General features: G+C 66.9%; 16 protein-coding genes. 10 read left to right on the forward strand and 6 right to left on the reverse strand.

The features are described 5' to 3' along the window. Positions 1-10 precede the first annotated feature (10 nt). The 4 genes from asnB (at position 11) to AC27IO_RS01865 (ending at position 5,281) form a co-directional block, all read left to right on the forward strand. Positions 11-1,897, forward strand: coding sequence for an asparagine synthase (glutamine-hydrolyzing) (gene asnB, locus AC27IO_RS01850; RefSeq protein WP_498736961.1), 1,887 nt, complete (start codon positions 11-13; stop codon positions 1,895-1,897). Continuing rightward, on the forward strand, positions 1,898-3,058 hold the full coding sequence (locus AC27IO_RS01855; RefSeq protein WP_498736963.1) for a glycosyltransferase family protein: 1,161 nt from the start codon (positions 1,898-1,900) through the stop codon (positions 3,056-3,058). 370 nt (positions 3,059-3,428) lie between these two features. Then, positions 3,429-4,205: a glycosyltransferase gene (locus AC27IO_RS01860; protein WP_498736965.1), complete on the forward strand. Its 777-nt coding sequence runs from the start codon at positions 3,429-3,431 to the stop codon at positions 4,203-4,205. After that, positions 4,202-5,281, forward strand: a complete 1,080-nt coding sequence (locus AC27IO_RS01865; protein WP_498736967.1) for a glycosyltransferase — start codon at positions 4,202-4,204, stop codon at positions 5,279-5,281. Before AC27IO_RS01860 ends, AC27IO_RS01865 begins: the two co-directional genes overlap by 4 nt. A 9-nt stretch (positions 5,282-5,290) precedes the next feature. Here AC27IO_RS01865 and AC27IO_RS01870 read toward each other — a convergent pair whose 3' ends face one another. The 3 genes from AC27IO_RS01870 to AC27IO_RS01880 form a co-directional block, all read right to left on the reverse strand. Beyond that, positions 5,291-7,132 (reverse strand): glycosyltransferase, encoded by a 1,842-nt coding sequence (locus AC27IO_RS01870; protein ID WP_498736969.1) that lies wholly within the window; start codon positions 7,130-7,132, stop codon positions 5,291-5,293. Between the two features lie 20 nt (positions 7,133-7,152). Beyond that, on the reverse strand, positions 7,153-9,150 hold the full coding sequence (locus tag AC27IO_RS01875) for a tetratricopeptide repeat protein (RefSeq protein WP_498736971.1): 1,998 nt from the start codon (positions 9,148-9,150) through the stop codon (positions 7,153-7,155). Positions 9,151-9,306: 156 nt separating this feature from the next. After that, complete coding sequence (locus AC27IO_RS01880) at positions 9,307-10,035, reverse strand: TetR/AcrR family transcriptional regulator (protein ID WP_487088013.1); 729 nt, start codon at positions 10,033-10,035, stop codon at positions 9,307-9,309. A 315-nt stretch (positions 10,036-10,350) separates the two neighbouring features. Between AC27IO_RS01880 and AC27IO_RS01885 the strand changes: the two genes are divergently transcribed. The 6 genes from AC27IO_RS01885 to AC27IO_RS01910 all read left to right on the forward strand — a co-directional run bounded on the left by AC27IO_RS01885 (position 10,351) and on the right by AC27IO_RS01910 (position 18,674). Then, the gene (locus tag AC27IO_RS01885) at positions 10,351-11,700 is read left to right on the forward strand and encodes an NAD(P)-dependent oxidoreductase (RefSeq protein WP_284425965.1); all 1,350 of its coding nucleotides are present in this window, start codon (positions 10,351-10,353) and stop codon (positions 11,698-11,700) included. Positions 11,701-11,749: 49 nt separating this feature from the next. Further along, the gene (gene preA, locus AC27IO_RS01890) at positions 11,750-13,057 is read left to right on the forward strand and encodes an NAD-dependent dihydropyrimidine dehydrogenase subunit PreA (protein WP_284429889.1); all 1,308 of its coding nucleotides are present in this window, start codon (positions 11,750-11,752) and stop codon (positions 13,055-13,057) included. A gap of 94 nt (positions 13,058-13,151) precedes the next feature. After that, entirely contained in the window at positions 13,152-14,642 is a 1,491-nt protein-coding gene (locus tag AC27IO_RS01895) for an NCS1 family nucleobase:cation symporter-1 (RefSeq protein WP_487089228.1), read from the forward strand. Positions 14,643-14,680: 38 nt separating this feature from the next. Further along, the gene (hydA, locus tag AC27IO_RS01900) at positions 14,681-16,150 is read left to right on the forward strand and encodes a dihydropyrimidinase (RefSeq protein ID WP_498736974.1); all 1,470 of its coding nucleotides are present in this window, start codon (positions 14,681-14,683) and stop codon (positions 16,148-16,150) included. 27 nt (positions 16,151-16,177) lie between these two features. After that, positions 16,178-17,434 (forward strand): Zn-dependent hydrolase, encoded by a 1,257-nt coding sequence (locus tag AC27IO_RS01905; RefSeq protein ID WP_498736975.1) that lies wholly within the window; start codon positions 16,178-16,180, stop codon positions 17,432-17,434. A 118-nt stretch (positions 17,435-17,552) separates the two neighbouring features. Continuing rightward, positions 17,553-18,674 carry a peptidoglycan-binding protein gene (locus tag AC27IO_RS01910; RefSeq protein ID WP_317352677.1) on the forward strand — a complete coding sequence of 374 codons (1,122 nt, stop codon included), beginning with the start codon at positions 17,553-17,555 and terminating at the stop codon, positions 18,672-18,674. 66 nt (positions 18,675-18,740) lie between these two features. Here AC27IO_RS01910 and AC27IO_RS01915 read toward each other — a convergent pair whose 3' ends face one another. The 3 genes from AC27IO_RS01915 to pncB form a co-directional block, all read right to left on the reverse strand. Next, a complete protein-coding gene (locus AC27IO_RS01915) occupies positions 18,741-19,787 on the reverse strand; it encodes a bifunctional nicotinamide-nucleotide adenylyltransferase/Nudix hydroxylase (RefSeq protein WP_498736977.1) in 1,047 nt (348 codons plus the stop codon). Between the two features lie 232 nt (positions 19,788-20,019). Beyond that, entirely contained in the window at positions 20,020-21,723 is a 1,704-nt protein-coding gene (locus tag AC27IO_RS01920; RefSeq protein WP_498736979.1) for an NAD+ synthase, read from the reverse strand. 74 nt (positions 21,724-21,797) lie between these two features. Continuing rightward, entirely contained in the window at positions 21,798-22,988 is a 1,191-nt protein-coding gene (gene pncB, locus AC27IO_RS01925; protein ID WP_284425972.1) for a nicotinate phosphoribosyltransferase, read from the reverse strand. Between the last annotated feature and the right edge of the window lie 44 nt (positions 22,989-23,032).

The raw sequence follows: 23,032 nt of genomic DNA on the forward strand, positions 1-23,032 counted from the left end.
GGTTGTAATTATGTGTGGTATAGCTGGTTTGGCGCTCTCCGATACGACAGCATTTGCCGCTGAGCGCATGCAGCGTAGCTTGCAACTTCTAAAGCGCCGAGGTCCGGATAGAAGCTCCACATTTCAATTCCAATGGTGTGAAAAAACCTTGATGTTGGGCCATACGCGGCTCAGCGTTATTGATTTGACAGAGGCTGCCGCTCAGCCGATGAATTCGCTTGATGATCGATTCACACTGGTTTTTAACGGCGAAATATATAACTACAAGGAACTTCGATCTGAATTGACAGCCGTTGGGAGGCGGTTTCGCTCTGCGTCAGATACCGAGGTGCTTTTGCAAGCGTGGGCACATTGGGGTGAAGTAGCGTTGACGCGCTTCGTTGGAATGTTTGCCTTCGTCATTTTCGATCGCGAAACAGGTACTTTATACGGCGCTCGTGATGCCTTTGGGATTAAGCCATTTTATTACAGCACCAGCGGTGCCAGTTTCGTTTTTGCGTCCGAGATCCCTGCGGTTCAAGCGCTGCGTTCCACTGCGCCGAAGCTCGATTTACAGACCTCCTACGATTATCTTGTGCACGGAAATTACGACGCGGGGGAGCGAACATTCTTCTCTGACGTCCTGGCCTTGCCTGCAGGTCACCAATTCGCCTATGACCTGCGGTCCAATGTCTTGCAGATAAAGCCTTGGTGGGCACCAAAGATCACACCGGTAGAACCTATTGCATTTAGCGATGCTGCGGATGGGCTCAGGAATCATTTGTTGAACAGCGTGCGCCTGCACTTGCGCAGTGATGTTCCTCTCGGCGCGGCACTGTCTGGTGGACTGGATTCCTCGGCCATCGTCGGGTGCATGCGCCACCTCGAACCTGATGTGCCCATTCACACATTCAGCTTTATCGCTTCTGGCAGCGCAGTATCCGAAGAGTGCTGGGTCGATCAAGTGAACACCCAGGTCGGCGCGGTGGCTCACAAAGTCAGCATTGCTCCCAGTGAACTGGCCGCCGACCTCGACGACATGATCGCGGCGCAAGGCGAGCCCTTCGGCAGCACGAGCATCTACGCCCAATACCGGGTTTTCAAATTGGCGCGGGATCACGGCATGACCGTCACTCTCGACGGGCAGGGTGCGGATGAACTGTGCGGTGGTTATGTGGGTTACCCAGGACCGCGAGTGCGCAGTTTGTTGGATGGTGGGCATTGGCTCGGTGCACTTTCGTTTCTGGGCAAATGGGGGCGATGGCCTGGCCGAGCGGGCTTGGACGGCCTGAAGGCCGCCGTTGCCGAATACACCTCTGACGCGGCCTACCAAGCTCTGCGCCGCATGAACGGGGCCGATGCCAGCCCGTCGTGGATTGACGCGCATGTTCTGGCGGACGCCGGTGTGGCCCTGCGGTTTCCGCGGGAGTTGCCGTCTCAAACTGCTTCAGAACGCCGCATGGTGGCTGAGCTGGCCCGCTCGCTTCACGGCGTCGGTCTCCCCGGGCTTCTGCGCCACGGCGACCGCAATTCCATGCGATTTTCAGTGGAGAGCCGGGTGCCCTTTTTGACGACGGAGCTGGCCGACTTTCTGTTGACGTTGCCGGAGGAATACTTGGTGTCGCCCCAGGGCGAAACCAAGCATTTGCTGCGCCGCGCCATGCGGGGCCTCGTGCCGGATGAGATTCTGAACCGCCGGGACAAGATCGGCTTTGCCACGCCCGAACAAGCATGGCTTTTGCAGATGGCGCCGCAGGTGCGGGGGTGGCTGCGGTATCCGCTGAATTTGCCGTTCTTACACCAGAACGAAGTGCTGAAGGCTTTCGATCAGGTCGTCGCGGGACAGCGGCCGTTCAGTTGGCAGGTTTGGCGCTGGATCAATTTCACGCGCTGGTATGCGCAGCATTTCGCGGGTTGAGTGACTGTGGCCCGTCTGCTGCTGTTGTCGCTTTCGCCCATCGCGTCCGACCCCCGCGTGATGCGCCAGTACGAGGCGCTGAGCAATGCGCATGATGTCCATGTGATGGGCTTTGGTGCGTGCCCGCCCGGGGTGCGCCATTTCACTGCCGTGGAGCAGCCGCGTGCGAGCCGCATGGGGGTTTTACGCAATGCGCTGCGTTTGGCCTTTCGCCGCTATGACGCCTATTACTGCCAGCACCCCCAGATTCTTGCGTTGGAGAAGGCCGCCGCGCATGTGCCGGCCAACTTCGACCTGGTATTGGCCAACGACGTGATGGCTTTGCCCATGGCGTTGCGGCTGGCGGGCAAAGCCCCGGTGTGGCTGGACGCGCACGAATATGCGCCCCGCGAATTCGAGGACCTTTGGGCGTGGCGCATGCTGCTGGGGCCTTTTTTCGATGCCACCTGCCGGGAAGCGCTACCGCGTGTGGCGCGCATGAGCACCGTGTGCGCGGGCATCGCACGGGAGTATGAGCGGTGCTATGGCGTGCCGGCGTCTGTCATGCCCAATTGCCCCGAGCCTCAAGCATTGCCCGTGCAGCCGACACGCGCCGACCGCATTCGGCTGATCCACCACGGTGCAGCCATCGCCTCGCGCAAGATCGAGGTGATGATCGATCTCATGGACCATCTGGACGATCGCTTCAGCCTCGACCTGATGCTGGTGGAGCAAGATCCGGCCTACCTGGCCGCGTTGAAGCAACGGGCCGCTCGGCACGCGCGCATCCGGTTCATTCCGCCCGTGCCCATGCGCGATATCGCGGTGCACACGAACGGCTATGACATTGGCCTGTTCCTGCTGCCGCCCACCAATTTCAATTACCTGCATGCCTTGCCCAACAAATTCTTCGAATTCATGCAGGCACGCCTGGCCATTGCCATCGGTCCTTCGCCGGAAATGCAGGCCCTGGTGACGGAGCTTGGCTGCGGCGTGGTCAGCGGCAGTTTCGAAGCAGCAGACCTGGCCGCGCATCTCTCGCGCCTCACGCCCCAAGACATCGATGCCATGAAGCATGCTTCGGACTCGGCCAGCCAGCGCTTCAATGCGGCGGCCACCCGCCAATGGCTTCGTGACGAGGTGGATGGCCTTCTGGCCGGCCGTGCAAGCGCGGTCCACTGACCCCATGCGCGCACTTGTTTTAGGCACCCAGTCGTTCATCGACGGCGGAACCAAGGTGGGCTCGCAGCATCTTGCGCAAGCGCTGGCGGCGGAGGGTTGGTCGGTGGACTACGTGCCCACGCTCTCGTCGCCCGTCGATGTGGTGGGGCGCCAGCGCCATGCCAGGCTGGCGAGAGCATGGGGGCATGGGCTGCGGCAGCGCTCGGTGGGTATTTCTCAAGGCCTCACCGAATGGAGCCTTCAGTCGATGTTTCCCGCGCATCGGCTTTTTCTGCGCTGGCCCTGGCAACTGGCAGCGTACGGTCAACGGTGCCCGGCCCTGCTGGGCAGCGTGCCTTTCGATGCATGTATTGCCGACGTGGCCCCCAACATGTTGCTGATGCGCCAGATCAAAGCCCGCGCGAAGGTCTGTCGCCTCAACGACTGGCCGCAGGGGTTCGCCCGCGATCTGCATCCGGTGCTCGTCAACGCGCTCGAATCCATGGTGGGCGGCTCTGAGTTCGATGAAGTGTGGGCCGTCTCCGAACCCCTGGCGGAATATGCCCGGGCGCTGAATCCGCAGGGTGAGGTGGTGCACATTCCCAATGGGGTGGAGGCGCGGCTCTTGGTGCCTGAGTCCCAAAGCCCGGTGGTGCGGCAGCCGCGCAGCGCGGTCTATGTCGGTGGGCTGACGGCTTGGCTGGACATCGGTTTGCTGTGCCATGCCGCGCGGTTGCTGCCCGATTGGACCTTCGGGGTTTATGCGCCCGGCGCGTCGGAGCAGAAAGGATGGCCTGCGAACCTGCATTGGCGCGGCCACGTGGGCCGCGCTGAGCTGCCAGCGGTTCTGCAAAGCCACGAAGTGGGCCTGATTCCTTTTCGCGAGGCCGAGGGCCGCATGCGCTATGTCGAGCGCCCTCTGAAGTTCTATGAATACATCGCAGCCGGATTGGGCGTGGCCAGCACCGATCTGGGCGCTTTGCGCCACGGAATGGGTGATCTGGCCTGCTATGGCGACGATGCGCGGACATTCGCCGATGCCATCGTGCAGGCCCGGGAGAGCGCGCGTGCCCGCCCTGCGAGCTTCGCGAAAGACTTCGTGCAAGCCCATGACTGGAGTACGCGCGCCCAGACCATGCTGGCCCGTCTGGAGATGTTGCTGGCATGAAAAACTACCTTCTCTACGACTTCATGCAGGTGGCCGGAGGCGCGGAGCGTGTCACGCTCACGCTGGCAGAGGCGTTTCCGGAATTCCAGACCCTGGTCAGCCGTTGCTATCCGGAGGCCCAACCCCTGCTGGATGGTTCTGCCGCCAAGGTGCAGGAGTTGCAGGGTGGCTGGTCTGCGCGGCTGCCGCGTATTCTGGAGAGCCTGTGGTGCTTCCGGTTCCGGGCCGAGCGGTTGCAGAATGCAAACACCGTGCTCTACAGCGGCTTCTATGCCCCGCTGGCGGTCTACCAGCAGCGATCTGGCCGGCGCCTCTACTATTGCCACACGATTCCCCGATTCGCCTACGATCTGTACGACAGCACGCTGGCAGGCTTCCCGTTCTGGCTCCGGCCTTTCTATGCGGTATTCGTGCGTTGGTTCCGGGCGCAGTACGAGGCGGCCATCGGGCGCATGGACCGCATTTTCGTGAACTCGGAGAATGTTCGCGCACGGCTCCAGCGGTATACCGGGTTGGATGCCGAGGTGGTCTACCCCCCTGTGGCCACACAGCACTTTCGGTTTTTGGCCGATGAAGGCTACTACCTCTCTACCGCACGACTGGTGCCCAACAAGCGGGTGGATGTGATCGTGCGGGCTTTCCTTCAGATGCCCGAGCGCTCCCTGGTGGTGCTCTCTGGCGGGCCGGAGCTGGAGCGATTGAAAGCGATCGCGGGAGAGGCTCCCAACATCCGGTTCACCGGCTGGCAGGCCGATGAGGCGCTGAGGCGCTGGGTAGGCAACGCTCGCTGCGTGATCTACCTGCCGGTGGACGAGGATTTTGGCATGTCGCCTGTGGAGGCCATGGCTGCAGGCAAACCCGTGATCGGTGTGGCCGAAGGGGGGTTGTTGGAAACGGTGCTGCCCGGCGAAACGGGGGTGCTCATCGCACCCGATCCCGCCCCCCAGGCGGTGATGGACGCCGTGGCACGGATTGAGCAGATCCATGGCGAGAAACTTTCTGCACAATGCCGGCAACGCGCCCGGCGATTCACCGAAGCCGCCTTCATCGACCGAATGCAGGCGATCCTGCGATAGGTCCTGGGCTCAGTCGGCCGAGCCGCGGGTTCGCCAGTGCGCGATGCACAGCAGCGACGACACCGCAACGTATCGCAGCGCATTGGCCCAGGACTGGAAGATCTTCGACCGGTCTACCTTGGCGGTGTGCATCGGCAAGGCGACTTCCTTGATGCGCAGGCCCTGACGCCGCATCAGCAGCAAGGTGCCGATGTCCTGATAGTCGAGCAGCGTGGCCTCGGTGGACACCGCCACTTCGAGGGCCTTGCGGTTGTACAGGCGAAAGCCGGACACGAAGTCGTGCAGCGCAAACCCCGTCAGGAACCGGAACCAGCCCCACGCCAAACGGCGCGCCCAACTGGTTCGGGTCGCGAAATGGCTCACCACCACATCGCCGTCCTGGCGGCGGGACAGCAGGCTGGAGATCTCTTCCACCTCATAGCGGCCGTCCGCATCGATGGTGATTACTGCGTCATAGCCCCGCGACAGCCCGTAGCGAAGCCCCGTCTGCAGGCTGCCCCAGGTGGTCATGGCCAGCAGTGGGCGCAGTACCCACGCGCCCGCGCTCTCCGCCAGATGGCAGGTTCCATCGCTGCTGCGGTTGTCCACCACGAGCACGTCGGCCCCCACCAGCGCGCGAACGCGCTGGATGAGGTGCTGGATGCTTGCCGCATGGTTGCGGGTGGAGATCACCACGAGCACGCGTGGATTGGGCGCGGCTGGCGTGCTGCCCAGGGCCAGGTATTGGTATTGGTGCGCCAGTGCGCGTTCGCACTGGGCAATGTCGAAATGCTGGAGCAGCGCCTGGTAGCCCGCCTCGCCGAACTGGATGCGCAGCCGCGTGTCGTGCTGCAGGCGCGCCAGGGTACTGCGCCAGCTCTCCACGTCTTCGATGGGCACATGCAGCCCGGCACGGGCGTAGGCCACCACCCAGGGCATGCCGGAGCCGGGCAGGTCCGTCACCACGCAGGGGCGCTTGTGCATCATGGCCTCCAGCAACACGATGCCGAACGCCTCGGTGCGCTCGCGCGACGCCAGGCAAAAGACGTCGCAGCCTTCCAGCAAGGCGTGTTTTTCCGCATCGAGCACCGAGCCGACCAGGCGCACTGCAGGTTCACGGCCGGCGGGCGTGGTGTCCCGGATCAGGGATTCCAGCGACACCCGCAACTCGCCCTCGCCGGCGATCACCAGTTCCACTCCTGGCATGGCCTGCACCGCCTTGATGAGCGTCTCGAACCCCTTGTAGTAGGTGAGGCGGCCGATGGACAGCAGCCGCAGTTGCGTTTTCGCGCCCCACTGCAACTCGCTGCGCAAGGTGGCGGGCGGGGGCGGGCGCCGCAGGTTGATGCCCAGGGGAATGACCTCGCACTTGCTGCGCCACGGCTGCAGGGGCGCACTGGCCTCCAGATAGGGCGGCGACGTCGCGAAGATCATTTGCGCCCGGTCCAGCACCGCGTGCTCGAACGGGCGGTACAGAAAATACGCCAGCGCCACGGATAGCTTGATGTCCGAGACGACGACGTCCGAATGCCAGTGCACCACGCACGGCACCTTGCGGGCCGCAGGCAGCGTCAGCGCCCACAGCGCAGAGTTGTTGGGCAAGTGCAGGTGCAGCACATCGGGCTGAAAGCGCCGGATCGCCCGCCCCAGTGCCGAGCGAAAGCCGATGGCGATGGGGGCATAGACCAGATTGAACTGCACCGGTACCCGCACCAGCCAGGGCGGGTCGTCCGGTAGTGGGGTTCCGTGTACCAGCGCGAACGCCTCGATGCCTTGGGCCCGCTGGGCCTCGATGAGGTCGGCCAGGAACACTTCCATGCCGCCCAGGTAGGGCGGAAAGAACTTGCCGATGTGCAGGACGCGCAGTGCCACGGAGTTCTTTCTGCCGCAGATTACTTCTTTAGGGCCGCCACCTGGGCGCGCACCTGCGGGTACTGCGGATTGCGCGGATCGATCGCGATGGCGCGGTCCAGGTCCTTGAGGCTGTCGTCGAGGCGGCCGGCCGTGCGGTGGGCCATGGCCCGCCCGTAGTAGGCCGCGGCCGCGTTGGGGGTGCGGGCGATGATCTGATCAAACAGCGCGATCGCCGCTTTCGTGTCGCCCTTGCCGACCTGCGCCATCCCGAGGCCCAGCATCAGCCGCTGGTTGTTGGGCGTGGCCTTCATCAAGGTGCTGAAGTCGCTGATGGCGTCGTCGTACCGCTGTGCGCCGATGGCGGCTTCGGCGCGGCGCATGCGCATGGCTTCGCGCATGCGCTCGACCTCCTTGTCGGTGACGCCTTCGGCTGCACGTGTCATGCCCTGGGTGAAGGCGTCGTACGCCGCGGCGAACTGTCCCAGCGCGAAGGCGGACTCGCCCCGGTGGTAGTACAGCGGCAGGTCGGTGAATCCCTGCTTTTCCGCTTCTGCGAAGGCCGCCAAGGCTTCGGTGTGCTTCTTTTGCTGCTGCAGCGCGACGCCGATATTGAAGCGGGCGGAGCCCTGCAGCGATCCCAGCGCCTCGGCGGTGGCAAAGCTCTTCTGGGCCTCGGCCACCGAACCGCGATCGAGGTGGTAGGCCCCAAGGTTCAGGAACGGACGCCAGCGGCCCACGGCGCTCGGCGATGCCTGCAGGTCGATCTTTTCGGCCGCATCGCCCCAGGCGGCGTAGTCGTCCCGCAGGGATTCCACCCGCTCGAACGCCAGCAGGCTGAACACCAGGCCCACCATGCAGCCCAGCACGTAAATGGTTTTCGGCTTGAAGCCGGTCAGCACGATGGCGACCAGCACCGGCACGGCGATGGCCCAGAGATAGCTGCGGTAGAGCACGAACGGGTCCTGCACCCACACGGTCGCGAACTCGGTCACGTACAGCAGCAGCGGGAACATCAGCGCCACGCCCACGAGGCTCAACGCCCCGCGGCGGCGCAGCACGGCCCAGAGCGCGGCGGCCCACAGCGCCACATAGCCGAAGATGCCCAGGATCTGCGGGAATGCGGCATACGACAGCGGGAACGCGGGCCGCAGGTCCACCGACATCCACATCACGTTGGGGAAGAACCACAGGAACCCGTAGGCAAAGAAGAGCGCCGCCTCGTTCAGGATGCTGAGCGGGTACATGCGCTGCGTGATCCCCGGGCTCAGGCGCTCCAGCTGCTGGGCGAAGTCCAGCGAGCGCTGGTCGAAGAGCTTGCCGATGAATTCGCCGTAGATACCAAAAAAGACCACCGCTGCCACCGCGATCAGCGCGGCGGATGCGCCAGCCAGCGTGGCGACCGTCTTCCAGCTCGGGCGGCGGACATGGATATACAGCGGCACGCTCATCGCGGCGACCATGACCGCATGTTCCTTGGACAGCACCGCCGCCACGTAGCTCAGCAGGGCCAGGCCATACCAGAGCACGCCCCGGCCGGACAGGCCCCGCACGAAACACCAGCACGCCAGCACCGAGAACAGCGTGGCCATGACGATCGAGCGCTGCACCAGGTACGCCACGGCATACACCGCCATGGGATTGACCGCGAACAGTGCCACGCCCACCCGCACCGCCGCCTGTTGCGACAGGCCGAAATGCGGCTGCGATTCGAATTCCTCCGGGAAGCGCGTGCGGGCCAGCAGGTCGCGCACCAGCGCATACAGCGCGGCCACCGTGGCCAGATGCAGTGCAATGTTCACGAGCCGCTGCTTGCCCCAGCCGGGGCCAGCCAAGGAGTCCACCCAGATGAAGCTGCCATATGACAGCATCCGCTGCTTGAAGGTGAGCAGGCTGCCGTAGCTACCGAAGATCGCGCCGTCGGAAAGCCGCAGATCGTCGAACAGCAACGCATGGTTCCAGCCGGGCAGGTAGATGGCCAGCACGGCCGCCAGAACGGCGATGCCGAATACAGCAAGGGAAATGGACGGTTTGACCATGGGCGGATAGGAAGCAGGTGGACGGGCGCAGCGGTGCGTGGCAGTGCGCGCAGGCAGCCGGGAAGTCTAAGCGATGGAATTTTCGCACCCGCTTGGCACCGCCGGATGCGGGGTGCCTCCAGGCCGGGCCATTGCCAGCGGCCCGGCGGCCCGATTTCAGTCCTGGGCGGGCGCCGCCGGCCCGGGTTCCAGGCCCCGCAGCACCAGGTGGCAGAGCAATTCCTCCGCCTTGTCGTAGTCGCGCTCGGTCAGCGCGGGCTTGCCCAGCAGCAGCGCGAACTGGGCCTGCTGGTCCGCGTAGGCCTGGGTCACTGACCAGATGATGAACATGAGATGGGTGAAATTCACCTTGGCGATGCGGCCCTCGCGCGCCCAGCGCTCGAAGGTGCGCACATCGTTCTTGAGCACGGGGCCCACGCGTTCGGCGATCACGCCCGCGTAGCGCGGCGCACCGGCGATGACCTCCTTGGCGAACACCTTGGCGGCGTTCGGCCGCTCCAGCGACGAGCGCAGCTTGGCGCGGATGTAGCGGCGCAGCGCCTCGTGCGGATCATCGCCATGGGACATCTCTTCCATGCCGGCCAGCCACTGGTTGAGCACGTCGTCCAGCACGCGCAGGTACAGCGCCTCCTTGTTCGGAAAGTAGTACAGCAGGTTGTGGCGGCTCAGCCCGATGGCCGCGGCGATGCTCTCCAGCGACGCGCCCTCGAAACCGAACTGCGCAAACTGCGTCTCCGCCTCGGTGAGGATGGCCTGTTCCTTTTTGAGCCGCGAGGCGGTGGGCGGGCGCCCCGGGTCGGCGGGCGCTCCATCGGGCGCGGGGGGCTGCAGGGCGGTGCGCGTTCGCACAGGTGCGGGGCGGGAGGGCTTGGGCGAAGGGCTCATTTGCACCATTGTGGAACGACTGCGGGGTGTTTTCGCTGGCACGGTGTTTGCACTAGGGGATTTTACCGATTGGTAAATTTTTACTGATTGGTAAATTGAAACCAGCAGGGCACGGCACCGCCGAAGACACCTGCACCACGACAGCGAGGCCCCCCGATGAAACCTCTGCAGACTGTTCCGATGTGCGGCCGCCCGGCCGCCTGCGCCTGGCCCCGCCAACGCCGCAAGCGCCACGCCCACGCGCCACGCCGCGTTCGCGCGCCCCTTTCCCGTCCCTGATCTCCCGTCCCTGACCCTTCGCCCCGAGGACTACCGATGGAAACGACCGCAAGCCGCGCGTGCGGCATTCATGCCGCACGCCTGAACCTGGCCGACTACGCCGTGAACTTCGGCGACGCGCATCCGCCGCTCACCAAGGCGCAGGCTCTGGTAGAGGCCGAGCGCTGCTACTACTGCTTCGATGCGCCGTGCGCCACGGCGTGCCCGACCGGCATCGACATTCCCGCATTCATCCACCGCGTCGCACAGGGCAACGACCGCGGCGCGGCCCGCGCCATTCTCGAGGCCAACCCGCTCGGCGGCATGTGCGCCCGCGTCTGCCCGACCGAGGTGCTGTGCGAGCAGGCCTGCGTGCGCAACTCGCATGACGACAAGCCGGTGGAGATCGGCGCGCTGCAGCGCCACGCCACCGATGCGTACTTTGCCGACCCGGGCGCGCCCCTGTTCACCCGTGCCGCGCCCACGGGCCGCCGGGTGGCTGTGGTGGGTGCGGGGCCCGCAGGGCTGGCCTGCGCCCATGGCCTGGCGGTGCGCGGGCACGACGTGGTGCTGTTCGAGGCGCGCCCCAAGCTGGGCGGTTTGAACGAATACGGCCTGGCCAGCTACAAGACCACGGGCGGCTTCGCGCAAAAGGAAATCGAATGGCTGCTGTCCATCGGCGGCATCGAGGTGCGCTGCAACCAGGTTCTGGGCCGCGATGCCACCGTGGACAGCCTGCTTCAGGCCTACGACGCCGTGTTCCTGGGTTTGGGACTGGCGGGCGTCAATGCGCTGGGCATCGCCGAGCCGCAGGTCGAGGGGCTGTGCAACGCGGTCGACTTCATTGCCGACGTGCGCCAAGCGCAGGACCTTTCGACCGTCCCCGTGGGCCGCCGCGTGGTCGTGATCGGCGGCGGCATGACGGCTGTGGACGCTGCCGTGCAGGCGCGCAAGCTGGGCGCCGAAGAGGTGACGATCGTCTATCGCCGCGGTGCCGACGGCATGTCCGCCTCCGCCGTGGAGCAGCGCTGGGCGCAGACGAACGGCGTTGCCATCCGCCACTGGGCGGCGCCGAAGGAACTGCTCAGCGAAGGCGGGGTGGTGCGTGGCATGCGGTTCGCGGCCACGGCCCTGGCGGGTGGACGCCTCGTGGACACGGGCGAATCCTTCACGCTGGAGGCCGACATGGTGCTCAAGGCCATCGGCCAGAGCTACCTGCCCGAGCATGCAGGTCCCACGGTGGCCCTGCAGGGCGGGCGCATCGCCACCGACGACATGGGCCGCACCAGCGTGGCGCGGCTGTGGGCCGGCGGGGACTGCCGTGCCGGCGGGCGCGACCTCACGGTCGAGGCGGTCGAGCACGGCAAGGTGGCCGCCCTCTCCATCAGCGAGGCGCTGCGCGGCTGACGGCCGGCGCCTTCTCCCTCCAACACCCCGCACCCCCGGAGCATTTCCCATGGCAGACATCCGCAGCCGCTTTCTCGGCATCGAGAGCCCCAATCCATTCTGGCTGGCCTCCGCACCGCCCACCGACAAGGAAATCAATGTCACCCGCGCCTTCGAGGCGGGCTGGGGCGGCGTGGTCTGGAAGACGCTGGGCGAAGACCCGCACGTGGTCAACGTCAACGGCCCGCGCTATGCCACGCTGATGTCGCAAGACCGCCGCGTGATCGGGCTCAACAACATCGAGCTCATCACCGACCGCCCGCTGCAGACCAACCTGGACGAGATCCGCCGCGTCAAACGCAACTGGCCCGACCGCGCAATGATCGTCTCGCTCATGGTGCCCTGCGTGGAAGAAAGCTGGAAGCGCATCCTGCCCATGGTGGAGGACGTGGGGGCCGACGGCATCGAGCTGAACTTCGGCTGCCCGCACGGCATGAGCGAGCGCGGCATGGGCGCCGCCGTGGGCCAGGTGCCCGAATACATCCAGATGGTGACAGCCTGGTGCAAGCACTACAGCCGGCTGCCGGTGATCGTGAAGCTCACGCCCAACATCACCGACGTGCGCCAGCCCGCCCGCGCTGCCCAAGCCGGCGGGGCCGATGCGGTGTCGCTCATCAACACCATCAACTCCATCATGGGCGTGGACCTGGAGCGCATGGCCATGAGTCCCAGCACCGGCGGCCTGGGCTCGCACGGCGGCTATTGCGGCCCGGCGGTCAAGCCCATCGCGCTCAACATGGTGGCCGAGATCGCGCGCGACGCGCAGACCGCCGGCCTGCCCATCAGCGGCATCGGCGGCATCTCCACCTGGCGCGATGCGGCCGAGTACATCGCCCTGGGCTGCGGCACCGTGCAGGTGTGCACGGCGGCCATGGTCTACGGCTTCAAGATCGTGCAGGACATGTGCGATGGGCTGTCCAACTTCATGGACGCGCACGGCTACCACACCCTCGACGACTTCCGCGGCCAGGCCGTGCCGACGGTCAAGGACTGGAAGCAGCTGGACCTGAACCACATCGACAAGGCGGTGATCGACCAGGATGCCTGCATCCAGTGCGGCCGCTGCCACGTGGTGTGCGAAGACACGTCGCACCAGGCCATCACCTTCACCAAGGATGGCGGCGTGCGCCGGTTCGAGGTGAACGAGGCCGAATGCGTGGGCTGCAACCTGTGCGTGTCGATCTGCCCCGTGCCCGAATGCATCACGCTGCGCAGCCTCGCGCCTGGCGAGGTCGATGCGCGCACCGGCAAGGTGGTGACAGGCGAGTACGCCAACTGGACCATGCACCCCAACAACCCGCAGCGCGTGGCCGCCTGAGCCGCGCTGCCGCGGCCCATTGCCCGCGTTGGTGCGCACCTTCGCGCCCGCCTTCCGCCTGCCAGCCTGTCTGCAACGTCTCGGAGACCGCCCCATGAAGACCCTGCATGCCCCCGGTGCCAGCAACGAACTGTGGAACGACGACCTGGCGCCCACCCAGCCGCACCAGCGCACCTGGCGCTGGTACCACTTCGCGGCCCTGTGGGTGGGCATGGTGATGTGCATCCCCGCCTACACGCTGGCCGCCAGCCTGATCGACAGCGGCATGTCGTGGGGACAGGCGGTGGGCACGGTGTTCCTGGGCAACCTGATCGTGCTGGTGCCCATGCTGCTCATCGGCCACGCAGGGGCCAAGTACGGCATTCCCTATGCGGTGCTGGCGCGCGCGTCGTTCGGCACGCGCGGCGCCAAGCTGCCGGCGCTGTTGCGCGCACTGGTGGCCTGCGGCTGGTACGGCATCCAGACCTGGTTTGGCGGAATGATGATCTACACGCTGGCCGGCGTGCTCCTCGGGCATCCCCTGGAGGGCGACAAGATCGCGGGGCTGGGCATCAACCTGGGCCAGCTGGTGTGCTTCCTGGTGTTCTGGGCCATCCAGTTCTATTTCGTGGTGCACGGCATCGAGTCCATCCGCAAGCTCGAAACGTGGACGGCGCCGATCAAGATCGTCATCTGCTTTCTGCTGCTGTGGTGGGCGTATGACAAAGCGGGCGGTTTCGGGCCCATCCTGGACCAGCCCTCGCAGTTCGCGCCCGGCGGCAAGAAGGCGGGGCAGTTCAGCGCCGTGTTCTGGCCGTCGCTGACCGCCATGGTGGGCTTCTGGGCCACGCTGGCGCTCAACATTCCCGACTTCACGCGGTTTGCCCGGTCGCAGCGCGATCAGGTGGTAGGCCAGGCCATCGGCCTGCCCGTGCCCATGGGCCTGCTGGCCGCGCTGGCGGTGTTCGTGACCTCGGCCACGGTGGTCATCTATGGCAAGGCGCTGTGGGACCCGGTGGACCTGGCCAGCCGCATGACGGGCGCGGCCGTGCTGATCGCGCTCATCATCCTGCTGATCGACACCGTCAGCGTGAACCTCGCTGCCAACCTCGTGGGACCGGCGTACGACTTCTCCGCGCTGAGCCCGTCGCGCATCAGCTATCGGGTGGGCGGCTACATCACCGTGGGCATCGCCATCGCGATGATGCCGTGGAAGATCCTCGAATCGACACAGGGCTACATCTTCACCTGGCTCATCGGCTACTCGGCGCTGCTGGGGCCGGTGGCCGGCATCCTGATGGTGGACTACTACCTGGTGCGTCGCACCGAGCTGGACGTGGCCGCGCTGTACGAGGAGCGCGGCGCCTACCGCTACCGCGGCGGCTGGAATGCGGTGGCCGTGGTGGCCTTCGTGCTGGGCGTGGCGCCCAACGTTCCCGGCTTTCTGAACGCGGCGTTCCCGGCCACCTTCCCCGGTGTGGGCGAGGTGTTCAAGCAGATCTATGCCTATGCCTGGTTCATCGGCCTGGCCATTGCCGCCGTGGTGTACCGCCTCGGCATGGCCGGCCAGGCACGCCCGGCACCCACTCCGCTGCGCCGCGCCTGAGCACGGCGACCACCCCTTCATCCTTCAGGAGACCTGCCATGAGCCCGACCCCTTCCAACGCCGTGCTGATCCGCGGCGGCACCGTGGTGCATGCCGACCGCGAAGAGCACGCCGACGTGCTGTGCGTGGACGGCCGCATCGCCGCCGTGGGCCCCGATGTGGCGGGCGAGGCGCCTGCCGGTGCCGAGACGCTGGACGCGAGCGGCCAGTACGTGCTGCCGGGCGGCATCGATCCGCACACGCACATGCAGCTGCCCTTCATGGGCACCGTCACCATGGACGATTTCTTCACCGGCACGGCGGCGGGCCTGGCGGGTGGGACCACCAGCATCATCGACTTCGTGATCCCCGATCCGCAGGAGCCGATGATGGAGGCCTACCGCAAGTGGCGCGGCTGGGCCGAGAAATCGGCGGCCGACTATGGCTTTCACGTGGCCGTCACCTGGTGGAGCGAGCAGGTGCGGGCCGACATGGGCACGCTGGTGCAGGAAGAGGGCGTCAACAGCTTCAAGCACTTCATGGCCTACAAGAACGCCATCATGTGCGACGACGAAACGCTGGTGAACAGCTTCCGGCGCGCGCTGGAGCTGGGCGCCATGCCCACCGTGCACGCCGAGAACGGCGAACTCGTCTACCTGCTGCAGCAGGAGGTGGCCAAGATGGGCATCACCGGTCCCGAGGGCCATCCGCTGGCCCGCCCGCCCATGGTGGAGGCCGAGGCGGCCAACCGCGCCATCGCCATCGCCGACGTGCTGGGCGTGCCCATCTACGTGGTGCATGTGAGCTGCGCCGAGGCGGCCGAGGCCATCGCCCGCGCCCGCGCCCGGGGCCAGCGCGTGTTCGGCGAAGTGCTGGCCGGCCACCTGCTGATCGACGACAGCGTGTACCGCGACCCGGACTTCGCCACCGCCGCCGCCCACGTGATGAGCCCGCCGTTCCGCCCCCGCTCGGGCGGCCACCAGGAGGCGCTGTGGCGCGGCCTGCAATCGGGCCAGTTGCACACCACGGCCACCGACCACTGCACCTTCTGCGCTGCGCAGAAAGCCATGGGCCGCGACAACTTCGCCAAGATCCCCAACGGCACCGGCGGCGTGGAAGAGCGCATGGCCGCCATCTGGGACGGCGGCGTGAACACCGGGCGGCTCACGCCCTCGGAGTTCGTCGCGATCACCTCCACCAACGCGGCCAAACTCTTCAACATCTACCCGCGCAAAGGCTTCGTCGGTACCGGGGCCGATGCCGACCTGGTGCTCTGGGATCCGCAAGGCACGAAGACGTTTTCCGCGAAGACGCAGCACAGCAAGGGCGACTTCAACATCTTCGAGGGCCGCACCGTGCGCGGCATTCCCAGCCACACCATCAGCCAGGGGCGCGTGGTGTTCGCCAACGGCGACCTGCGCGCCGAGCCGGGCCGGGGCCGCTACATCAAGCGCCCCGCGTTCGGCCCCCAGTTCCAGGCCGTGCAAAAGCGCGCGCAGGACCTCGCCCCTACCGCGGTCGCCCGCTGACGGCCGCCCACGCATCCGGAGAACACCATGGACACGACCACCCGAACCGACATCAGCCACCTGCGCGTCAACGGCGAGCGCTTGTGGGATTCGCTCATGGAGCTGGCGCAGATCGGCGCCACGCCCAAGGGCGGCGTCTGCCGCCTCACCCTCACCGACCTGGACAAGCAGGGCCGCGACCTCGTCACCCGCTGGGCGCGCGAGGCCGGCATGACCGTCACCATCGACCAGATCGGCAACGGCTTCATGCGCCGCCCGGGGCGCAATAACAACCTTCCGCCCATCATGACCGGCAGCCACATCGACACCCAGCCCACGGGCGGCAAGTTCGACGGCAACTACGGCGTGCTGGCCGGCATCGAGGTGGTGCGCACGCTGAACGACCACGGCATCGAGACCGAGGCGCCGATCGAGGTGGCCTTCTGGACCAACGAGGAAGGCAGCCGCTTCGTGCCCGTGATGATGGGCTCGGGCGTGTTCGCCAAGGCCTTCACCCTGGAGCATGCCTACGCCGCCACCGATACCGAAGGCAAGACGGTGAAGGGCGAGCTCGAGCGCATCGGCTACGTGGGCGATCAGGTACCCGGCGACCACCCCATCGGTGCGTATTTCGAGACCCACATCGAGCAGGGCCCGGTGCTGGAGGACCACGGCAAGACCATCGGCGTCGTGACGGGCGTGCTCGGCATCCGCTGGTACGACTGCACCGTGACCGGCATGGAGGCCCATGCCGGCCCCACGCCCATGGCCCTGCGCAAGGATGCGCTGCAGGTTGCCACGCGCCTCATGCAGGAGGTGGTGGCCTGCGCGCACCGCCACCCGCCGCACGGTCGCGGCACGGTGGGCATGGTGCAGGTGCACCCCAACAGTCGCAACGTGATCCCCGGCCAGGTCAAGTTCAGCATCGACCTGCGCAACGCCACCGACGCCGATTGCGAAAGCATGGACCGGGACATCCGCGACGTGGCCGCCCGCCTTAGCGCCGAAACCGGCCTGCCGATCCAGATCGACTTGGTGTCCAGCTACCCCGCGCAGGTGTTCCACCCCGACTGCGTGGACGCGGTGGGCCGGGCGGCCGCCAGCCTGGGCTACAGCCACATGCCAGCCGTGTCGGGCGCGGGGCACGATGCGGTCTACATGGCGCGCCTGGCACCTGCGGGCATGGTCTTCATTCCGTGCAAGGACGGCATCAGCCACAACGAGATCGAAGACGCCCAACCCGGGCACATCACCGCTGGCTGCAACGTGCTGCTGCATGCCATGCTGGAACGCGCCGGCACCTGAATGGTGCGTGGCTGGGGCGGCGGCCTGCCGCCGTGTTACAGCAACCCTCCCCCGGTGGGGTTGTGGCAGGCCCCCGCAGCGCATAACGTTCAACGCTTTGCTTGAAGCCATGCCTTCCATGACGACACCGAACCAGCCCGCTGGGCGCGCTGCCTCCGCCTGCTTTCCTTCCACCCCCGCCCGCGCGACCCTCGTGGCCGCCACCGTGGTGGCCGCGCTGGCCCTGGCCGGCTGCGAGACCACCAACATGCGCATGGGCAGCCCCGATGCCAAGACCGTGGCCACGGGCAGCGCGGCCGGCGGTGCCACCGAAGGCGCCAGCAGCCAGCTCGAACGCTGCGAATCGCCACTGGGCACCGTCTCGCTGATCGAGAACCAGCAGGCCGGCTGGTACACCATCCTGCGCAACGAATACCGCCTGCCGCCCACGGCCAACCTGCTGCGCCTGCTGGTGCAGCAGTCCAACTGCTTCGTCGTGATCGAGCGCGGCGCGGCCGGCATGACGGCCATGGACCGCGAGCGCGCCATCATGCAGTCGGGCGAAATGCGCGGCGGCAGCAACTTCGGCAAGGGCCAGATGGTCGCCTCCGACTACGGCCTGTCCCCGGAAATCGTGTTCAACAACGACAACGCCGGCGGGGCCTCCGCATCGCTAGGCGGCCTGGTGGGCGGACGCGCGGGCGGCTTGCTGGCAGCGCTGGGCGGCAGCTTGAACACCAAGGAGGCGAGCGCATTGCTCACCCTCATCGACCACCGCTCCGGCGTGCAGGTCGCTGCCTCGGAAGGCAGCGCCTCCAAGACCGATTTCGGCGCCGTGGGCCAGCTGTTCGGCGGCTCGGGCGGCGCGCGCCTGGGCGGCTACAGCAACACGGCCGAAGGCAAGGTGATCGCCGCGGCCTTCATGGACGCCTTCAACCAGATGGTGCGTTCGCTGCGCAGCTACAAGGCCCAGTCGGTCAAGGGCCAGGGCCTGGGCGGCGGCGGTCGCCTGGGGGTGGATGGCGGCGCCGCGCCGTCGCAGACCTCGGCGCCGCGCGCGCAGCCCGTGTCGTCGGCCACCGGTGGCCTGTCGCTGCGCGATGCGCAGGCCAAGCTGAACGCCCTGGGGCATGACACCGGCACGCCCGATGGCGCGATGGGCGCCAAGACGGCGGCCGCCCTGCGTGCCTTCCAGAAGGAGCGCGGCCTGCCCATCACCGGCCGGCTCGACGCCGCCACCGCGGCCCAGTTGAGCCAGTAACGGCTGCCGGACGGCTGCCGGCTTCGAGGTGGTCGTCCGCGCCCGCTGGGGGCGGGCGGCCAGCCCCTAACCGGCGCTGTGCGCGCCGGTCAGGTTCAAGAAGTGGTCCAGCATGTGGAAATGGTCCTCGAAGAAGGCCTCTTCCATGGCCGCCAGGTCCGCGACCGGTATCCACTGCACCTGCATGGCGTCGTCATCGGCCTGCACCGCAGGGAACGGCACATCGCCCAGGTCGAAGTAGTGGGCGTGCGTGATGGTGCGCCCGCGCTGGCTGCGGTCGGGGTGGTCGAAGACGGCCGTGGCGCGCAGTGCGCGGCGCAGGGTGGCGTCGGGCACGTCGCAGTGCGTCTCTTCGGCCAGCTCGCGCAGGCACGACTGCCACAGCGTCTCGCGCTGCTCGATGAAGCCGCCCGGCATGGCCAGCTGGCCCTTGCCCGGGGCGTGCGCGCGGCGGATGACGAGCACGTGGTCCTGGCAGCGAAGCACCGCGTCCACCGTCACGAACACCGGCGGGTACGGCGCCTGCGCCCACGATTCGCGGTAGCTGCGCAGCACGCGCCATTCTTCCTGCAGCGCCGCGTAGTGCGGCTGCCGGGCGAACACGTCCAAAAATTCGAGCGTGCTGGCCGGCATCTGGTCGGCCAGGGGGCCGAGCGCCGTCAGCACGCCCTGCGGCGCCGCGCCGAAATACGCGTCGCGGATGGCGGTGGCATCGATGGTGCCCTGCCGGTCCATGGGGATCAGCGACCAGCCGGGGAAGGCGTCCAGGTAGCTGCTGGTCGCGTCCTTGAAATGGCCGACCAGGCCGATGCGCGCATCGGGCAGCACGTGCGTGGACACGGCGCGCAGCACCGCCGCCACCCACAGGGCCTCGTTGTAGTGATCGCGCACGGGCAGCACGGTCAGCCGGGCCCGATCGGCCTCGGGCAGGGCATTGCGCAGCATGGCTTCGCGCTCGGCCCAGGTGAACGGGTTCTTGGGCGATCGGGCCTGCCAGGCCGAGCCCATGACCACGATCACGGTGTGGGCGCTGTCCAGCGCGCGCTGCAAAAGGGCCAGATGGCCGTTGTGGACGGGCTCGAAGCGGCCGATGTAGATGGCGGTGTCGTACATGTGTGTTCCGGTTGGGCGCCCCGCGCCGTGAGCGGCGCCGTCGGGGCTGCTGGGAATGTAGCCGGGCGGGCCGGGGCGGGCGGCGGGCGCTGCGAATGCACCGACCGCTCCACATGGGTCACCGCGCGGCCGGATTCATGGGATTGCTATAAAAATAATAGCTATATGCCTTAGTAATGATTGCGCTGGGGGCATTTTTGATGCAAAACTCTCTGTGGCGCAGGCCACCGCCTCACACATACCGCGCCGCAATCGGCATCTGCCGCCCGGTGCCGAAGGCCTTGGCCCGCACACGCACGATGGGCGGGGCCTGGCGCCGCTTGTATTCGCTGCGCGCCACCAGCATGCGCACGCGGTGCGCCAGGGCCCGGCCGTCCGCGCTGGCCTGCAGCTGGCGTGCGAAGTCCTGCGCGTTGGCGTACTCGGCGCGCGACAGACCCTCGCCTTCGATGAGCAGCTTGAGGATCTCGTCCAGCACGGGGTAGGGCGGCAGGCTGTCGTCGTCCTTCTGGCCGGGAGCGAGCTCGGCCGAGGGCGGCTTGTCGATAATGGCCTGGGGAATGATCTCGCGCCCCGCGTTCTCGTTCACGTGGCGCGACAGCTCGAACACCTCGGTCTTGTACAGGTCGCCCAGCAGGCCCAGGCCGCCGTTGGTGTCGCCGTACAGCGTGCAGTAGCCCACCGAGATTTCCGACTTGTTGCCGGTGGTGAGCAGCAGGTGGCCGAAGGCGTTGGAAAACTCCATCAGCGTCGTGCCGCGGATGCGCGCCTGCACGTTCTCCAGCGGCAGGCCGCGCAGCGGCTGCCCGAAGCTCGTCTCGAACTGCGCGGAAAAGCCCGCCACCAGGTCCGCGATGGGATGGGTGTGCAGCACCACGCCCAGGTTGCGGCACAGCTGCACCGAATCGTCCACCGAGCCGCTGGACGAAAACCGCGAGGGCATGGTGATGCCAACCACGTTCTGCGGCCCCAGCGCTTCGGCCGCCAGCGCCAGCGTGAGCGCGCTGTCGATGCCGCCCGAGCTGCCCACCACCGCCTGGGTGAACCCGCAGCGGCGTGCGTAGTCCCGCAGGCCCAGCACGATCTGCTGGCGGTAGAACGCCATGGTGGGCAGGCCCTCGCGCGGCACGGGCGGCAGGTCGGTGCCGTCCAGCCGGGCGAAGTGGCCGTTGTCCAGCAGCTGCACGGTGGACACGTCCTCCTCGAAGCGGCGCGATTCGAAGACCACACCGTCCTCGGGCTCGACCGCGAAGGAAGCGCCGTCATAGACCAGCTGGTCGTGTCCGCCGACCTGGTTCACGTAGACGATGGGCAGGCCGTGCCGCCGCGCCGCATCGCCGAACACCTGATGGCGCAGTTCGCGCTTGCCGATGTGGCTGGGGCTGGCGTTGATGCTCACCACCAGGTCGGGCGCGGCATCGGCCATGCGCTGGAAGGGGTTGGTCTGGTAGTCGCCGCCGCTGTCGTTCCAGCCGTCCTCGCACACGATGAACCCCACCTGCGAGGTGCCGATGCGCAGCACCTTGGCCACGTCCGGGCCGGGCTCGAAATGGCGGCGCTCGTCGAAGACGTTGTAGGTGGGCAGCAGCTGCTTGGCATACGACAGCCGCACCTCGCCCGCCCGCAGCACCCGCAGCGCATTCAGCAGCCGCTTGCCCGGCCCCGGCGTGCGCACCGGCATGCCGACCACCCAGTGCAGCGCAGGCAGGCCGGCCGATGCCTCGCACAGCCGCGCCAGGCCCGCGTCCAGGCGTTCGAGAAAGGCGGGCTCCTCCAGCAGGTCGCCCGGGTAGTAGCCGCACAGCGACAACTCGGAGAACACCACGAGGTCGGACTGCGCGGCCGCGGCCTCCCGCGCGGCGGCGATCATGCGCTCGACGTTGCCTTCGATGTCGCCCACGGTGAGGTTGAGTTGGGCCAGGGTGATGCGGAGCATGGGGTCTTTCCTTTCTGTCTTTCTTCTTCAAGCGGCGATGGTTCGGTGGCGGGGCGGCGGCGTGCCGCGGCGCCTCATGGCGGTGGCACGTTGAACACCTGCCGCAGGTAGGCCAGGTAGGTTTCGTCGTCGCACAGCGTCTTGCCCGGGCTGTCCGAGAGCTTGGCCACCGGCTGGCCGTTGGCGTGGGTGATCTTCATCACGATGTTGAGCGGCGCCACGCCCATGTCGTTGGTGAGCTGCGTGCCGATGCCGAAGCCCAGTTGTACCCGGTCGCTGAAATGGCGGTGCAGCGACAGCGCCTTGTCCACGTTCAGCCCGTCCGAGAACACGAGCCGCTTGGTGTGCGCGTCGATGCGCAGGCGGGCGTAGTGCGCCAGCGCCTTCTCGCCCCAGGCCACCGGGTCGCCCGAATCGTGGCGCAGGCCGTCGAACAGCTTGGCGAAGTACAGGTCGAAGTCGGCCAGGAAGGCGTCCATGCCCACCGTATCGGTCAGCGCGATCCCGAGGTCGCCCCGGTACTCCTGCACCCAGTCCTCCAGCGCCGCTTTTTGAAAGTCGCGCAGCCGTACGCCCAGGGCCTGGTAGGTCTGCAAATACTCGTGCGCCATGGTGCCGATGGGCACCAGGTTCAGGTCGCGCGCCAGCATCACGTTGGAGGTGCCCTTGAACCACTGCGGCGCCTGCTGTGCGAAGGCTTGCACCACCTCGCGCTGCCAAGCGCCGCTGTAGCGCCGGCGCAGCCCGAAGTCGAACATCTCGAACGGGTGCGTGCGCTCGGGCTCGCCCGAGAGCGCCTGCACGTGCGCGATCTTGTCCGCCAGCCGGCGGCGTCCTTCGGCCAGCGCCGCGGCCGGGTCGAAGCGGCGGAAATACAGCTCGTTCACGATCGCCAGCACGAAGATCTCGAACCCCATCACATGCACCTGCGGGCCGCGCGCCACGATGTGCAGGTCGCCGCCCTCGGCCCGTGCCTCGATGAACGCGCGCTGGAACTGGAACAGGCGCAGAAAGTCCACGAAGTCGCTTTTGATGAAGCGCAGGCCGGCCAGGTAGTCCAGCTCACCGGGGGAAAACCGCAGCGTGCACAGCGCGTCCAGCGCCGCGTTCACTTCGCCGAGCAGCTCGGCCAGCGGATAGGCCGGCCGGTTGCGGCAGACGAAGCGGTACTCGGCCTGCGTCTGCGGGTGGCTGTGCAGCAGCGCCTGCCACATCGTGAATTTGTAGAGGTCGGTATCGAGCAGGCTGGTGATGACGGGTTGCATGGCGATTGCTATGTTTTTAGGAGTGGATGCCGGGAGCGAACATG

Source organism: Acidovorax sp. KNOB132, from assembly GCF_057541515.1.

Bases quoted from the DNA above. Each gene is read 5' to 3' on its own strand.
- AC27IO_RS01875 (WP_498736971.1), bottom strand. From the start codon at position 9,150: ATGGTCAAACCGTCCATTTCCCTTGCTGTATTCGGCATCGCCGTTCTG.
- AC27IO_RS01910 (WP_317352677.1), top strand. From the start codon at position 17,553: ATGACGACACCGAACCAGCCCGCTGGGCGCGCTGCCTCCGCCTGCTTT.
- asnB (WP_498736961.1), top strand. From the start codon at position 11: ATGTGTGGTATAGCTGGTTTGGCGCTCTCCGATACGACAGCATTTGCC.
- pncB (WP_284425972.1), bottom strand. From the start codon at position 22,988: ATGCAACCCGTCATCACCAGCCTGCTCGATACCGACCTCTACAAATTC.
- AC27IO_RS01905 (WP_498736975.1), top strand. From the start codon at position 16,178: ATGGACACGACCACCCGAACCGACATCAGCCACCTGCGCGTCAACGGC.
- AC27IO_RS01915 (WP_498736977.1), bottom strand. From the start codon at position 19,787: ATGTACGACACCGCCATCTACATCGGCCGCTTCGAGCCCGTCCACAAC.
- AC27IO_RS01880 (WP_487088013.1), bottom strand. From the start codon at position 10,035: ATGAGCCCTTCGCCCAAGCCCTCCCGCCCCGCACCTGTGCGAACGCGC.
- preA (WP_284429889.1), top strand. From the start codon at position 11,750: ATGGCAGACATCCGCAGCCGCTTTCTCGGCATCGAGAGCCCCAATCCA.
- AC27IO_RS01860 (WP_498736965.1), top strand. From the start codon at position 3,429: ATGTTGCTGATGCGCCAGATCAAAGCCCGCGCGAAGGTCTGTCGCCTC.
- AC27IO_RS01895 (WP_487089228.1), top strand. From the start codon at position 13,152: ATGAAGACCCTGCATGCCCCCGGTGCCAGCAACGAACTGTGGAACGAC.
- AC27IO_RS01920 (WP_498736979.1), bottom strand. From the start codon at position 21,723: ATGCTCCGCATCACCCTGGCCCAACTCAACCTCACCGTGGGCGACATC.
- hydA (WP_498736974.1), top strand. From the start codon at position 14,681: ATGAGCCCGACCCCTTCCAACGCCGTGCTGATCCGCGGCGGCACCGTG.
- AC27IO_RS01865 (WP_498736967.1), top strand. From the start codon at position 4,202: ATGAAAAACTACCTTCTCTACGACTTCATGCAGGTGGCCGGAGGCGCG.
- AC27IO_RS01885 (WP_284425965.1), top strand. From the start codon at position 10,351: ATGGAAACGACCGCAAGCCGCGCGTGCGGCATTCATGCCGCACGCCTG.